Below are 13784 nucleotides of genomic sequence, written 5' to 3' on the forward strand. Positions count from 1 at the left end.
GCCGGGCATCCCGGAATGACAAAAGGCGCGGGCCGAAGCCCGCGCCTTTTTCATGTCTGGTCGACGCCTCAGGCGTCGAGGGCGGCGAGGCCGAGGCGCTCGAAGCGCTCGAGCTGCGCAAGTTCCGCCGCGCTCAGCGGGATACCGTCGCGCAGCGCCTTCGCGCGGGCGGCGAAGCGGCGCTCGGAGGGCAGGCGGGCGCCCTGCGCGCCGATCGCGGTGAGCAGCTTCTCGCCCTCGGCGATCGGGTTGCGGCCGCTGCGCGCGGCGAAGACCTGCGGATCGAGCGCCAGCACCAGCGCGCCGTGGCGCGGCAGCAGCGCCGCCGAACCGCCCATGAAATCCAGCGCCTCGCGGCTCATGAACTCGCCCAGCATCGCGCCCGAGAGCAGCTCGACCATGGTCGAGATCGCCGAGCCCTTGTGCGCGCCGAAGGTCAGCATCGCACCCGCAAGCGCCGCCTCGGGGTCGGTCGTGGGCTTGCCCTCGCGGTCGACGGCCCAGCCCTCGGGGATCGGCGTGCCGGCGCGGCGGTGCAGCTCGATCTCGCCGCGCGCCGCGACGCTCGTCGCGAAGTCGAAGACATAGGGCGTCGCGCCCGCCCGCGGCCAGCCGAAGGCGATCGGGTTGGTGCCCAGAAGCGGCTCGCGCCCGCCCGCGGGCGCCACGAAGGCATAGCTCGGGCACATCGAGAGCGCGGCAAGCCCGTCGGCGGCCAGCGCCTCGACATCGTGCCACAGCGCCGAGAAATGCAGGCAGTCGCGGATCACCAGCGCGGCAAGGCCCATCTCCTTCGCCCGCGCGGCAAGCAGGTCCTTGGCGGCATAGAAGGCCGGGTTCGAGAAGCCGCCGCCGGCGTCGACCTCGATCACCGCGCGGCCCGCGTCATGGATCTGCGGCACTGCCTGCGGATCGACCTTGCCCGCGGCGAGCACGCGCAGGCAGCCCTCGAGCCGGTAGATCCCGTGCGACTTGCACGCATCGCGCTCGCCCGCGACGATCACCTGCGCGACCGCCGCGGCGCTTTCGGGGCGCACGCCGCAGGTCTCGAAAATGCTCTGCACGCGCGCGCGCAGCGCGTCGAAGGAAATCGGGGTCGGGTCGGTCATCGGGGCAGTCTCCTTGCAGTCTGGGCAGTCTGGGGCCGGGGGCCGCAGGCTCCCGGGGGCATCAGGGGGGGGGCGGGGGCCCTATTTGTCGACGTCGACGTAGGTGCAGGCCCAGAAGATCTTGGCCTCCTCGTCGGCGACCGAGCGCAGGCCATGCTTCAGCGTGCTGTCGAAATAGGCGCAGTCGCCGGGTTCGAGGATGACGGGCTCGTAATGCTCGACCACCAGCTCGATGCGGCCCGAGATGACGTAGAGCGTCTCCTCGCCGTCATGCGATTCGAGTTCCTCGGGGCGCAGCGGCGCGCGCTGCTCGACGATGGTCACGAGCGGGATGATCTTCTTCTCGGCCAGCGCGTTGCACAGCACCTCGTATTCGAAGTTGCGCGAGCGCACCTTGCGGCCATGGCCGGCGCGGGTGACGGTCATCCGCGTCGTCTGCTGCGCCTCGTGATCCGAGGAGAACAGCCGTTCCATGCCGATGTCGTAGGCGCGGGCGATTCGCACCAGGTTCTCATAGCTCGGCGAAACCCGGCCGTTCTCGATCTTGTGGATGGTCGAGAGCGCAAGCCCGGTGCGTTGCGCCGCGACTTCGAGGGTGAAACCGCAGGCCTGGCGCACCGCCTTCATCCGGCTGCCCAGTTCCGAGCGCAGCTGCAGCCTTTCGGCTTCCCAATCGTCGCCCTCGGCCTCATCTCCGGGGGATTTTTCCATTTGTGCCATATTTTTCTTTTCTTACCAGTTGTGATCGTTTAAGCATATTTTTGCGCTGATTGCAACATTAGCAGTCAGCGAAACGGAAAAGGTATCCAAAAGTCGGCCGTGCCGGTCCGGAATGGAGCAGGGTGCTCGACTTGCTGGATTTTTGGTCTGCGGAGGGGTGAGTCATGGCGACCGTGATCGTGTCCGCTTCGGTGGAAGGGCCGATCCTCGTGTGCGACGAGGGGCTGAGCGTCTGGGGCGGTGTGCACCCGCAGAGCAGCCGGATCATCGATGCCCATCACCCGCAGCATGGCCAGTCGCTGGCCGGCCGCATCGTGATGATGCCGACCAGCCGCGGCTCGTGCACCGGCAGCGGCGTGCTGCTCGGCCTTGCCTTCGCCGGCACCGCGCCGCGCGCGCTGATCTTCCGCGAGGGCGAGGACATTCTGACCCTTGGCGCGCTGGTCGCGGGGCGTCTGTTCGACCATGACATCGCCGTGCTGCGGCTCACGGCCGAGGAATATGATGCGCTTGCCCGCGAGCCGGTGGCAGAGATCACCGCGGCGCATCTGCGCGCGGGCGACCACCTGTGGCCGCTGGTTCCGGCCGGGGGCGGGGAGATCGAGCTGAGCGCCGCCGACCGTGCGATGCTGGCGGGCGAGGCGGGCGAGGCCGCGCGTCTGGCGATGGAGATCATCGTCACCATGGCCACGGCGCAGGGCGCGACCCGCCTGACCGACGTCAGCCGCGTGCATATCGACGGCTGCATCTATGCAAGCCCCGCCTTCCTGACCTTTGCGCGGGCGATGGCCGACAAGGGCGCCCGGGTGCGGGTGCCGACGACGATGAATGCGATCTCGGTCGATCATGCGAACTGGCGCAAGCAAGGCGTCGATCCGGCCTTCGGCGCGGGCGCCGCGGGGCTTGCCGATGCCTATGTCGAGATGGGCGCCCGGCCGAGCTTCACCTGTGCGCCCTATCTGCTCGAGGATCGTCCGGCCAAGGGCGAGGACATCGCCTGGGCCGAAAGCAATGCGGTCATCTATGCCAACAGCGTGCTGGGCGCGCGCACGGTGAAACACGCCGATTTCATGGATCTGTGCATCGCGCTCACCGGCCGCACCGCGCGCGCCGGGGTCTATCTCACGGAGAACCGCGCGCCGCGCCGGATCATCGAGGTGACGATGCCCGCGGGCGCCGACGATGCCTTCTGGCCGATGCTCGGCTGGCTCGTCGGGCAGGCCGCGCCCGACCGGATCCCGCTGATCCGCGGGCTCGAGGACGCGCGCCCGGGCGAGGATGACCTCAAGGCGCTCTGTGCGGCCTATGGCACCACCTCGGCCGCGCCGATGCTGCATGTGGCGGGTCACACGCCCGAGGCGGATCTGTCGCCCGCACCGGACGCCGATGTCGTCTCGATCGGGCCCGAGGATTTCGCCCGGCTGTGGCGCGAGTTCAACGCGGGCGGCGAGAAGATCGACCTTGTGGCGCTTGGCAGCCCGCATTTCTCGGCCGCCGAATGTGCGGCCTTCGCCGCGCTGATGGCGGGCACCCGCGTCGCGCCGGGCGTCACCGCCATCGTCACCCTCGGCCGCGCCACGCTTGCCACCATCGCGGCAAACGGGGTGAAGGCGGCGCTCGAGGCGGCGGGGGTGCGGATCGTGCCCGATCTGTGCTGGTGCTCGATCTCGGAGCCGGTGTTCCCGCCCGAGGCACAGGTGCTGATGACCAATTCGGGCAAATACGCCCATTACGCGCCGGGGCTGAGCAATCGTGCCGTCCGCTTCGGCCCGCGCTCCCATTGCGCCGAGGCCGCCCGCAGCGGCCTTGCCCCCGCAACCCCGCCCGCCTGGATTTCCGGCGGCGCGCGCTGACACCCGGGCGCTGCGCCTGGCGGCGCGCCGATCCCGACCTCACGACCATTCAAAGGAGCTTCCCATGAAGAAAGACGTCTTCCTCGGCACCATCCCGGCGCTGCTCACCCCCTGCACCCCCGACCGCGCGCCCGACTTCGACGCGCTGGTGCGCAAGGGCACCGAAATGATGGAGGCCGGCATGTCCGGCGTGGTCTATTGCGGGTCCTGCGGTGACTGGCCGCTGCTGACCGACGAACAGCGCATGGAAGGCGTCGAGCGGCTGACCAAGGCCGGCGTGCCGGTCGTCGTCGGCACCGGCGCGATCAACACCAAATCGGCCGTGGCGCATGCCGCCCACGCCCAGAAGGTCGGCGCCGCCGGTCTGATGGTGATCCCGCGGGTGCTGTCGCGTGGCCTCTCGGTCGCGGCGCAGCGCAACCACTTCAAGGCGATCCTCGAGGCCGCCCCGGATGTGCCGGCGATCATCTACAACAGCCCCTACTATGGCTACTCGACCAAGGCGGATCTGTTCTTCGCCCTGCGCGCCGAGCACAAGAACCTGATCGGCTTCAAGGAATTCGGCGGCAAGGCGGATCTGAGCTATGCGGCCGAGCACATCACCTCGCAAGATGACGAGGTGATCCTGATGGTCGGCGTCGACACCGAGGTCTATCACGGCTTCGCCAAATGCGGTGCGGTCGGTGCGATCACCGGCATCGGCACGATCTTCCCGAAGGAAGCGCTGCTGCAGGTCGCGCTGTCGCGCCGTGCCGCCGAGGGCTGCCCCGAGGCCGATCTGCGCGCCCGTGAACTGGCCGAGGCTTTCTCGGTGCTGGCGAAGTTCGACGAGGGCGTCGATCTCGTGCTCTACTTCAAGCATCTGATGGTGCTGAAGGGCGAGAAGGAGTACGAACTGAACATCAACGAGACCGACGCGCTGTCGCCGTCGCAGGCGAAATTCTGCGAGGCGCAGTTCCACCAGTTCAACCGCTGGTTCGCGAACTGGTCGAAGCAGGGCGGGGTGATCGCCGAATGCATGTGATCGACAGTCACACCGGGGGCGAGCCCACCCGGGTGATCCTCGACGGCGCTCCGGACCTCGGGTCCGGGCCGCTGGCCGAGCGCGCGCGCCGGCTCGCGACCGAGCACCGCGATTTCTTCCGCTCGGTCATCCTCGAGCCGCGCGGGCAGGCGGCGATGGTCTGTGCGCTGCTGGTGCCGCCGGTCGATCCGACCTGCGTCACCGGGGTGATCTACTTCGACGCCGAGGCGGTGCTGGGCATGTGCGGCCACGGCACCATCGGTCTGGCGGTGACGCTGTTCTACATGGGGCGCATCGGCCTTGGCGAAAGCCGGATCGAGACCCCGGTGGGCGTGGTGACCGTCGACGTCAAGGATGCGAACACGGTCAAGGTGACGAACATCGAAAGCCGCCGCGTCGAGGCCGATGTCTCGGTCGAGGTGCCGGGCATCGGCACGGTGACGGGCGATGTCGCCTATGGCGGCAACTGCTTCTTCATCGTCGATCCGAGCCCGGTCCCGGTGGCCTCCTCGAACATCCGCCAGCTCACCGAGGTGACGGTGGCGGTGCGCGAGGCGCTGCGCGCGCGCGGCGTCGGCTGCGGCGAGGGGATGCTGATCGACCACGTCATCTTCTACGGCCCGGCCGAGACGGCGGAGGGCCACAGCCGCAACTTCGTGCTGTGCCCGGACGACGATTACGACCGTTCGCCCTGCGGCACCGGCAGCTCGGCGCGGCTGTCGTGCCTTGCCGCGCGCGGCCTGCTCGCCGAGGGCGAGGAGATCGTGCAGGAAAGCACCATCGGCAGCAGCTACCGGCTGTCCTACGCCAAGGGGCCGACGGGAGGGGTGATCCCCTCGATCACCGGCCAGGCCTATGTGATGGCGGAAAGCACGCTGATCTTCCTGCCCGAGGATCCCTTCCGAAACGGGATCGTCCTGTGATCCCGGCCGCCCGGCACCCCTGTGGTGCCGGGCGGCGTTCCTTTTTGCAGCTGCGAGCATGATCGAGGTCCGAGATGGGGCAGTCCGAAAACACTGAAATTCTGGTCATCGGCGCGGGGATCGTCGGGGTCGCCGCCGCGCTTGCGCTGGTGGGCGAGGGGCACAAGGTGCGCCTCCTTGACCGCAAGGGGGTCGCGGCCGAGACCTCGCGCGGCAATGCCGGCGCCTTTGCCTTTGCCGAGGTCGAACCGCTTGCCACCCCGGGCATCATGCGCAAGGCACCGAAATGGCTGCTTGATCCGCTCGGGCCCCTGTCGCTGCGCCCGGCCTATGCGCTGCAGATCCTGCCCTGGATGCTGCATTTCTGGCGCGCCACCTCGAAGTCGCGCTACGAGGCGGCGGTGGCGGCGCAATCCGCGATGATGCAGCTTTCGTCGCAGGCGCTCGAGCGGCTGATCGGCCGCGTCTCGGGCGAGCCGCTGATGCGGCGCGAGGGGCAGATGCAGGTCTATGAGGGCCGCGCCCAGTTCGAGGCGTCGCTGCCGGCCTGGGAGCAGCGCCGCCGCCACGGCATCGAATTCCGCCTGCTCGAGAGCGCCGGCGCGCTGGCCGAGATCCAGCCCGGGCTAAGCCCGCGCTTCACCCATGGCGGCTACACGCCGACCTGGATGAACACCGTCGATCCCGCGCTCTGGACCGAGCATCTGGCCCGCGCCTTCACCGAGGCGGGCGGCGTGATCGAGACGGCCGAGGTGCAGTCGGTGACGCCGGGTGCGGCGGGGGTCGAGGTGGCGACAAGCGCGGGTGTGCGGCGCGCAGCGCAGGTGGTGATTGCCGCCGGCGCCTGGTCGCACCGGCTGGCGCGGACGCTGGGCGACCGGATCCCGCTCGATACCGAGCGCGGCTACAACACCACCTTCCCGACCGCGAGCTTCGACCTGCGCACCCATCTGACCTTCTCGAACCACGGTTTCGTGGTCAGCAAGATCGGCGAGGGGCTGCGGGTCGGCGGGGCGGTCGAACTCGGCGGTCTGAACCTGCCGCCGAACTATCGCCGCGCCGAGTTGCTGGTGCGCAAGACGGTCGAGTTCCTGCCGGGCTTCGACCCGACGGGCGGCACGCAATGGATGGGCTTCCGCCCCTCGCTGCCCGACAGCCTGCCGGTGATCGGCCGTTCGCCGAAGTCGGACCGGGTGGTCTATGCTTTCGGCCACGGCCATCTCGGCCTGACGCAATCGGCGGGCACGGCGGAACTGGTGGCGGCGCTGGTCGCGCGGCGCGCGCCGGCGATCTCGCTTGCCCCGTTCGCGGCCGAGCGGTTCTGAGGCGCTGAAAAGACCGGGCCGGGACGCAGCTGCGCCCCGGCCCGGTGCCTCAGAACAGGCGCGGCCAGGTGTCCGAGATCCGGTAGCCCTCGGGCCAGGGATCGGCGGGGTCGAGCATGTGCTGATGCGTGCCGGTGATCCAGGCGCGGCCGCTGATCTCGGGCCGGATCGCCGCCACATCGCCCACCTGGGCGGTGCCGAGGATGCGGCCCTCGAATTGCGAACCGATGATCGAGATCCCGGTGAAGCGGTCCTCGGGTCCCATCTCGCCGCGCGCGTGCAGGATCGCCATGCGCGCCGAGACCGCGGTGCCGGTGGGCGAGCGGTCGAGCTTGCCGGGCTGGATCGCCACCACCGATTGCGCGCTGAGCCGGTTGCCCTCGCGGGTGATCGGGCCGGCGAAGAGGCAGAAGGAATGGTGCGCCCAGTCGGGCTTCTCGGGATGCTCGAAGCGATAGCGGGCATTGGCGGCATTGGTGATGCGGATGCCGAGTTCCGCGATCTCGCGGGCATGCTCGACGCTCAGCGTGACGCCAAGCGCCACCGGGTCGACCACCACGAAGCTGTCGCCACCGAAGGCGGTGTCGACGGTGATGGTGCCAAGCCCCGGCACCTCGAGCGGCACGCCGAGCCGGGTGGCAAACGAGGGCAGGTTCTCGACATGGATGCGCTCGGCCTTGCCGTTCGCGCAATCGGCCCGCACCCGGACGAGCCCGCCCGGCGCCTCGAGCACCATCTCGGTCACCGGCTCCTGCATCGCGATGATGCCGCTGTCGAGCAGCACCGTCGAGACGCAGATCGAGTTCGAGCCCGACATCGGCGGCGTGTCCTCGGGTTCCATGATGATCCAGGCGGCCTGTGCCTCGGGGGCGCGCGGCGGCACCAGCAGGTTGACGTGCCGGAAGACGCCGCCGCGCGGCTCGTTCAGCATGAAATTGCGCAGACCCTGATCCTGCGCGATCCAGGCCCGCTGTTCCCACACGGTGTTGCCGGGCGGCGGGGCGACGCCGCCGACGATGACATCGCCGACCTCACCCTCGGCATGGCACGAGACGACGTGGATGACCTTTGTGCTGCGCATCTTCCTCTCCGCTGCTGGCGTCCGGGGGCGTTGATCCCGCCGCGTCCGGCACCTCCCCGAAGTAGCCGGGAACGGCAGGAAATGCCATGGGCGCGGCTCAGCCGCCAAGCGCCTCGCGCAGGCTCGAGGGGACGGCCACGCGGCTGCGCAGGTCGAGCGAGGAGAGCAGATCGAGCAGGTGGCTCTTCATCAGCTCCTCGGCCAAGGGGCCGTCATGGGCGGCCAGCGCGCGCATCAGCGCGTGATGGGCGTGGCGTTCGCACAGCGCGCCGCGGCGCTGCCAGTAGACGGCGATGATCAGCGACGAGCGCGCCACGAGTTGGGTGATGAACTCGGCGATCGTGTCCTGATCGGCGATGCGGGCGATCTCGATGTGGAACTTGCCCGAGAGGTAGAGCGCGCGGCCGGCCTCGCCTTCGGCGAGCGCGGCATGCTCGGCGTCGATATGGCGCTGCAGCAGGGCCAGATCGGCCTCGGTGATCCGTTCGGCCGCCGAGCGCGCGGTGCGCGGTTCGAGCAGGGCGCGGGCCTCGAACACCTCGCGCGCCTCGCGCAGGCTCGGCTGCGCGACGAAGGCGCCGCGGTTGCGCCGCAACTCGACCAGCCGGTCATGCGCCAGCCGTTGCAGCGCCGCACGCACCACGGTGCGCGAGACGCCGAAGATCTCGCCGACCTCGTCTTCCGACAGTTTCGAGCCCGGCGGCAGGCGATGCTCGTGAATCGCCAGCGCGATGTCCTCGGCGATGGTCTCGGAACTGGTGTCTCGGCTCGGCAAGTCCATGGGGGGTCTCCTTCCCTGCGATTCTTGGGGGGCGGGCGGCTTCGGGGCAAGGGGGTGAGCTTTGAACACAAGATTGTATACGATAATGTGCCGGATATCGTGCAATTCGTATCATCTTCTGCATAAAATATGCGCAGATCGTGTTTTGCTCCTGTCATCGGATCGAATCCGTTCCCGTCTGACTGACCGGCCGCCGCAGGGTGGGCGCAGTTGAGCCGACAGGAGCGAAGATGAGAACTCAGGGCGATCTCGAACTCGTGCATCTGACGAAGCGCTATGGCGACACCGTCGCCGTCGACGACATCAGCCATATCTTCGCGCCGGCGAGCTATGTGTGCCTGCTCGGTCCCTCGGGCTGCGGCAAGAGCTCGACGCTGCGGATGATCGCGGGGCACGAAACCGTCAGCTCGGGCGGGATCGTGCTGCACGGCATGGAAATCTCGGACCTGCCGCCGGCGCAGCGCGGCACCGCGATGATGTTCCAGAACTATGCGCTCTTCCCGCATCTGAATGTGCGCGACAACGTCGCCTTCAGCCTGCGGATGAAGGGCGTCGACAAGGCGACGCGGCACAAGAAGGCGATGGCGCTGCTGGACCTCGTCGACATGGCGCATCTGGCCGACCGGCTGCCGGCGCAGCTCTCGGGCGGGCAGCAGCAGCGCGTGGCGCTGGCGCGTGCCCTCATCACCGAGCCGCGGGTGCTTCTGCTCGACGAGCCGCTTTCGGCACTTGACCCGTTCCTCAGGATCCGGATGCGGGCCGAGCTGAAGCGGCTGCAGCGCGAGCTGGGCATCACCTTCATCCATGTCACCCATGGCCAGGACGAGGCGCTGGCGCTGGCCGATGAATGCGTGGTGATGAACCGCGCGGTGATCGAGCAGGCGGGCCCGCCGCGCGAGGTCTGGGGCGCGCCGCGCACCGAATTCGTCGCCCGCTTCATGGGCGGGCACAATGTGCTCGACTGGCACGGCGCGCGCGTCGCGATCCGTTCGGACGAGGTGCGCATCGTCGCCAGCGGCGGCGTCGCCGCCACCGCGAGGGCCGTCGAATATCAGGGCGACCGCGTCGCGCTGACCGCGAAGATCGAGGGCGGCGAGGAAATCACCGCGCTGGTGTCCGACGCCGCCTTCTTCGCGCAACCGATCAACCCGGGCGAGGCGCTGCGCCTTGGCTGGGACGAGGGGCGGCTGCACCGCCTCGAAGCCTGACACTCCCCAACAGAGAGGAATTTCCCATGTCGAAGATGCGTTACTCGCGCCGTTCCATCCTGAAATCGGGCGCCGCCGTCGCCGCCGCCTCGGCGCTTCCGGCGCCGATGATCTGGGCGCAGGAGATCAAGAATATCACCCTGCGCCAGTTCGGCACCGGGGTGTCGAACCTGAACGAGGTCGGCCAGAAGGTGAAGGAAGAGCTCGGCTTCACGCTCGAGATGACCGCGCTCGACAGCGACAGCGTCACGCAGCGCGCCGCGACCCAGCCCGACAGCTTCGACATCGCCGACATCGAATACTGGATCTGCAAGAAGGTCTGGCCGACCGGCAACCTGCAGGCGATGGATACGACCAAGATCAAGAATTACGACAAGATCGTCGGGATCTTCAAGGACGGCAAGCTGACCCCCGACAGCGTGGTCGCGCAGGGCACCGCGCCGAACACCGTGGGCTTTGCCGAAGGGCCGGGCTCGACCGCCTTCGCCAAGGAACAGACGCAGTGGATGACGCTGATCCCGACGATCTACAACGCCGACACGCTGGGCATCCGTCCCGACCTGATCGGCCGTCCGATCGAAAGCTGGGCGGAACTGCTGAACCCCGAGTTCAAGGGCAAGGCCTCGATCCTCGATATCTCCTCGATCGGGATCATGGACATGGCGATGGTGTGCGAGGCCTCGGGCAAGATCAAGTACGGCGACAAGGGCAACATGACCCGCGACGAGATCGACCAGACCATCGCGATCTTCACCGAGGCGAAGAAGGCTGGCCAGTTCCGCGCCTTCTGGAAGAGCTTCGATGAATCGGTGAACCTGATGGCCTCGGGCGAGGTGGTGATCCAGTCGATGTGGTCGCCGGCCGTCACCGCGGTGAAGTCGCGCGGCATTCCCTGCGTGTTCCAGCCGCTGAAGGAAGGCTATCGCGCCTGGGGCGGCGGGCTCGGCCTGTCGAAGTCGCTGACCGGGATGCAGCTCGATGCCGCCTATGAGTACATCAACTGGTATCTGTCGGGCTGGGTCGGCGCCTTCCTGATGCGGCAGGGCTATTACTCGGCGGTGCCGGAGACCTCGAAGGACTTCATGACGGCGAACGAATGGGGCTACTGGTTCGAGGGCAAGCCCGCGGCCGAGGACATCGCCGATCCGTTCGGCAAGGTCATGGCCAAGGCCGGCGAGAGCCGCGACGGCGGCTCGTTCTACGAGCGCATGGGCCATGTCGCGTGCTGGAACTCGGTGATGGACGAGAACCAGTACATGGTTCGCAAGTGGAACGAGTTCATCGCCTCGTGACGACCCTGCGCGGGGGGCCGGCGGCCCCCCGCACCCCCCCCCCGCGAGTATTTGGCCAAGGAGAAGGGCGCGTCATGGCGGTTTCACGCAATCTGCAGGGCTGGCTTCTGGCCGCGCCGCTTACCGCGGTGCTGGCGGGCTTTCTGGTGCTGCCGATCCTCACCATCTTCATCGTGAGCTTCTGGCAGGCCACGGAATTCTCGATCATCCCGGCCTTCAGCCTCGAGAACTACCAGTTCCTGCTGACCTCGCCGGTGACCTATCAGGTGTTCTTCAAGACCTTCGTCTATGCCGCGCTGGTCTGGGGGCTGACGCTCGCGATCGGCTTCACCGTGGCCTATTACCTCGCCTTCCACATCCGGTCCGAGGCGACGCGGATGGTGCTGTTTTTGCTGTGCACCATTCCCTTCCTGACCTCGAACATCATCCGGATGATCTCCTGGATCCCCTTCCTCGGGCGCAACGGGCTGGCGAACCAGGCGCTGATGAGCCTCGGCATCGTCGATGCGCCGGTCGAGTGGCTGCTTTATTCCGATTTCTCGGTGGTGCTGGCCTTCGTACACCTGAACACGCTGTTCATGATCACGCCCATCTTCAACACGATGATGCGCATCGACCGCAGCCTGGTCGAGGCGGCGCGCGACAACGGCGCCTCTGGCTGGCAGATCCTGACCCATGTCATCATCCCGCTCTCGAAGCCCGGGATCATGATCGGCACGATCTTCGTGCTGGCGCTGGTGATGGGCGATTTCATCACCGTGCGCTTCATGTCGGGCTCGCAATCCGCAAACGTCGGGCGGCTGATCTCGAATGACATCGCGCTGCTGCAATATCCCTCGGCCTCCGCCACCTCGATCGTGCTGCTGGCGGTCGTCCTTCTGATCATCGGCGCGCTGATGCGCTTCGTGAACATCCGCAAGGAGCTTTGACATGGAACCGCGTCCGCGCAGCTTCTACGCGCTCACCGCTTTCTTCGTGCTGTTCGTGATCTTCCTCTATGGCCCGACGATCACCATCGCGATCCTGTCCTTCCAGGGGCCGCAGGGCGGGCTGACCTTCCCGATGAACGGGGTCTCGACCTATTGGTTCCACAACCTGTTCGAGCAGCAGGCGGTGGGCGACATCTGGGGCTCGTTCCGCCGCTCCTTCGCGCTCGGGCTGATGGTGATGGTGGCGACCGTGGTGATCTCGGTGATGGCGGGGCTCGCCTTCCGCAAGCGCTTCCGCGGCTCGGCGGCGCTGTTTTACCTGACCATCGCCTCGCTGGTGATCCCCTCGATCCTCGTCTCGCTCGGCGTCGGGCTGATCTTCGACCGTTTCGGGCTGAAGGTGCACTGGGCGACCTCGGGCTTCGGCGCGCAGCTGACCTGGACGCTGCCCTTCGGCCTGCTGGTGATGTTCGCCGTCTTCAACCGCTTCAACCCCTCCTACGAGGAGGCGGCGCGCGATCAGGGCGCCAGTGCCTGGCAGACCTTCGCCCATGTCGTGCTGCCGATCATCTTCCCCTCGGTGGTGGGGGTGGCGCTGTTCGGCTTCTCGCTCAGCTATGACGAGTTCGCCCGCACGCTCTTGACCGCGGGCAGCTACAACACCCTGCCGCTCGAGATCTTCGGGATGACGACGAACGTGACGAAGCCGGTGATCTATGCGCTCGGCACGCTGACCACGGCCTTCTCGCTGCTGATCATCGGCGCCTTCCTGCTGGCGGTGTGGATCACCGCGCGGCGGCGGGCGCGGCGCATGGCGAGCCTCGCGAAGGCGGGCTGAGGCGCGGGCGCAGAACGGACGACTTGCAATGAAACTGATCTTCATGAACCCGAACTCGACCGAGTCGATGACGCGGCAGGTGGTCGAGGCGGCGCGCGCCGCCGCCCCCGAGGCCGAGATCCTCGGCTGGACCAACACCGGCGGACCGCCGGCGATCGAGGGGCCCGAGCACGGCCGTCAGGCGGTGGCGGGGCTGATGGCGATGCTGCCTGCGGCGCGCGCGGCCGGCGCCGACGTGCTGGTGATCGCCTGCTTCGACGATACCGGGCTCGGCGAGTTGCGCGCCGCCGCGCATTGCCCGGTGATCGGCATCGGGCAGGCGGCCTATCACATGGCGGCGCTCGTCGCCGGGCGGTTCTCGGTGGTGACGACACTGGCCGTCTCGGTGCCGGTGCTCGAGGATAACCTTGGCCGCTACGGGCTTGCGACCGGCTGTGTCTCGGTGCGGCCAAGCGGGCTGCCGGTGCTTGCCGTCGAGAAGGGCGGGGCAGCGGTGATCGCGCGGCTTGCCGAGGAGATGCAGGCCGCCCGCGCCGAGGGGGCGGGGGCGATCGCGCTTGGCTGCGCGGGCATGTGCGGGCTGCGCGGCGCGCTTGCGGCGCTGACCGACCTGCCGGTGATCGACGGGGTGGCCGCGGCGGCGAACCTTGGTCAGGCGATTGCGCGCACGGTCGGGGCCGGGGCAGGGGACGCGGCCTGAG

13 protein-coding genes are annotated in these 13784 nt (G+C 68.2%); 9 read left to right on the plus strand and 4 right to left on the minus strand.

What is annotated here, in order from left to right; all coding sequences use genetic code 11:
• Positions 1 to 68: 68 nt before the first annotated feature.
• Together EOW65_RS06975 and EOW65_RS06980 are read right to left on the minus strand one after the other, a co-directional pair.
• Positions 69 to 1109 (minus strand): Ldh family oxidoreductase, encoded by a 1041-nt coding sequence (locus EOW65_RS06975; RefSeq protein WP_128148253.1) that lies wholly within the window; start codon positions 1107 to 1109, stop codon positions 69 to 71.
• A gap of 81 nt (positions 1110 to 1190) precedes the next feature.
• The gene (locus EOW65_RS06980) at positions 1191 to 1820 is read right to left on the minus strand and encodes a helix-turn-helix domain-containing protein (protein ID WP_240664556.1); all 630 of its coding nucleotides are present in this window, start codon (positions 1818 to 1820) and stop codon (positions 1191 to 1193) included.
• Positions 1821 to 1993: 173 nt separating this feature from the next.
• Here EOW65_RS06980 and lhpI point away from each other — a divergent pair, with 173 nt between their 5' ends.
• The 4 genes from lhpI to EOW65_RS07000 all read left to right on the plus strand — a co-directional run bounded on the left by lhpI (position 1994) and on the right by EOW65_RS07000 (position 6954).
• Positions 1994 to 3682 carry a cis-3-hydroxy-L-proline dehydratase gene (gene lhpI / locus EOW65_RS06985; RefSeq protein WP_128148254.1) on the plus strand — a complete coding sequence of 563 codons (1689 nt, stop codon included), beginning with the start codon at positions 1994 to 1996 and terminating at the stop codon, positions 3680 to 3682.
• A gap of 64 nt (positions 3683 to 3746) precedes the next feature.
• A complete protein-coding gene (locus EOW65_RS06990; RefSeq protein WP_128148255.1) occupies positions 3747 to 4706 on the plus strand; it encodes a dihydrodipicolinate synthase family protein in 960 nt (319 codons plus the stop codon).
• Positions 4697 to 5629 carry a 4-hydroxyproline epimerase gene (locus EOW65_RS06995; RefSeq protein WP_128148256.1) on the plus strand — a complete coding sequence of 311 codons (933 nt, stop codon included), beginning with the start codon at positions 4697 to 4699 and terminating at the stop codon, positions 5627 to 5629. Before EOW65_RS06990 ends, EOW65_RS06995 begins: the two co-directional genes overlap by 10 nt.
• 74 nt (positions 5630 to 5703) lie before the next feature.
• Complete coding sequence (locus EOW65_RS07000) at positions 5704 to 6954, plus strand: NAD(P)/FAD-dependent oxidoreductase (protein ID WP_128148257.1); 1251 nt, start codon at positions 5704 to 5706, stop codon at positions 6952 to 6954.
• Between the two features lie 49 nt (positions 6955 to 7003).
• On the opposite strand, the gene EOW65_RS07005 is transcribed toward EOW65_RS07000, so the two are convergent.
• Positions 7004 to 8035 (minus strand): trans-3-hydroxy-L-proline dehydratase, encoded by a 1032-nt coding sequence (locus tag EOW65_RS07005; protein WP_128148258.1) that lies wholly within the window; start codon positions 8033 to 8035, stop codon positions 7004 to 7006.
• 97 nt (positions 8036 to 8132) lie between these two features.
• Complete coding sequence (locus EOW65_RS07010) at positions 8133 to 8816, minus strand: GntR family transcriptional regulator (protein ID WP_128148259.1); 684 nt, start codon at positions 8814 to 8816, stop codon at positions 8133 to 8135.
• A 230-nt stretch (positions 8817 to 9046) separates the two neighbouring features.
• Here EOW65_RS07010 and EOW65_RS07015 point away from each other — a divergent pair, with 230 nt between their 5' ends.
• From EOW65_RS07015 to EOW65_RS07035, 5 genes are all read left to right on the plus strand, one after another.
• Positions 9047 to 10024, plus strand: a complete 978-nt coding sequence (locus EOW65_RS07015; protein WP_128148260.1) for an ABC transporter ATP-binding protein — start codon at positions 9047 to 9049, stop codon at positions 10022 to 10024.
• A 26-nt stretch (positions 10025 to 10050) separates the two neighbouring features.
• Positions 10051 to 11316, plus strand: a complete 1266-nt coding sequence (locus EOW65_RS07020; RefSeq protein ID WP_128148261.1) for an ABC transporter substrate-binding protein — start codon at positions 10051 to 10053, stop codon at positions 11314 to 11316.
• Positions 11317 to 11390: 74 nt separating this feature from the next.
• Positions 11391 to 12245, plus strand: a complete 855-nt coding sequence (locus EOW65_RS07025) for an ABC transporter permease (protein ID WP_128148262.1) — start codon at positions 11391 to 11393, stop codon at positions 12243 to 12245.
• Between the two features lies 1 nt (position 12246).
• Positions 12247 to 13083, plus strand: a complete 837-nt coding sequence (locus tag EOW65_RS07030; RefSeq protein WP_128148263.1) for an ABC transporter permease — start codon at positions 12247 to 12249, stop codon at positions 13081 to 13083.
• A 28-nt stretch (positions 13084 to 13111) separates the two neighbouring features.
• On the plus strand, positions 13112 to 13783 hold the full coding sequence (locus EOW65_RS07035) for an aspartate/glutamate racemase family protein (RefSeq protein ID WP_128148264.1): 672 nt from the start codon (positions 13112 to 13114) through the stop codon (positions 13781 to 13783).
• The last annotated feature ends 1 nt before the right edge of the window (position 13784 follow it).

Origin of the sequence: Paenirhodobacter ferrireducens (assembly GCF_004022265.1) — a bacterium.
GTDB lineage: Bacteria > Pseudomonadota > Alphaproteobacteria > Rhodobacterales > Rhodobacteraceae > Rhodobacter > Rhodobacter ferrireducens.

Coding starts and splice junctions, on each gene's coding strand:
- EOW65_RS07025 (WP_128148262.1), top strand. CDS start 11,391: ATGGCGGTTTCACGCAATCTGCAGGGCTGGCTTCTGGCCGCGCCGCTT.
- EOW65_RS07020 (WP_128148261.1), top strand. CDS start 10,051: ATGTCGAAGATGCGTTACTCGCGCCGTTCCATCCTGAAATCGGGCGCC.
- EOW65_RS06975 (WP_128148253.1), bottom strand. CDS start 1,109: ATGACCGACCCGACCCCGATTTCCTTCGACGCGCTGCGCGCGCGCGTG.
- EOW65_RS06980 (WP_240664556.1), bottom strand. CDS start 1,820: ATGGAAAAATCCCCCGGAGATGAGGCCGAGGGCGACGATTGGGAAGCC.
- EOW65_RS07015 (WP_128148260.1), top strand. CDS start 9,047: ATGAGAACTCAGGGCGATCTCGAACTCGTGCATCTGACGAAGCGCTAT.
- EOW65_RS07010 (WP_128148259.1), bottom strand. CDS start 8,816: ATGGACTTGCCGAGCCGAGACACCAGTTCCGAGACCATCGCCGAGGAC.
- EOW65_RS07000 (WP_128148257.1), top strand. CDS start 5,704: ATGGGGCAGTCCGAAAACACTGAAATTCTGGTCATCGGCGCGGGGATC.
- EOW65_RS07030 (WP_128148263.1), top strand. CDS start 12,247: ATGGAACCGCGTCCGCGCAGCTTCTACGCGCTCACCGCTTTCTTCGTG.
- EOW65_RS07005 (WP_128148258.1), bottom strand. CDS start 8,035: ATGCGCAGCACAAAGGTCATCCACGTCGTCTCGTGCCATGCCGAGGGT.
- lhpI (WP_128148254.1), top strand. CDS start 1,994: ATGGCGACCGTGATCGTGTCCGCTTCGGTGGAAGGGCCGATCCTCGTG.
- EOW65_RS07035 (WP_128148264.1), top strand. CDS start 13,112: ATGAAACTGATCTTCATGAACCCGAACTCGACCGAGTCGATGACGCGG.
- EOW65_RS06995 (WP_128148256.1), top strand. CDS start 4,697: ATGCATGTGATCGACAGTCACACCGGGGGCGAGCCCACCCGGGTGATC.
- EOW65_RS06990 (WP_128148255.1), top strand. CDS start 3,747: ATGAAGAAAGACGTCTTCCTCGGCACCATCCCGGCGCTGCTCACCCCC.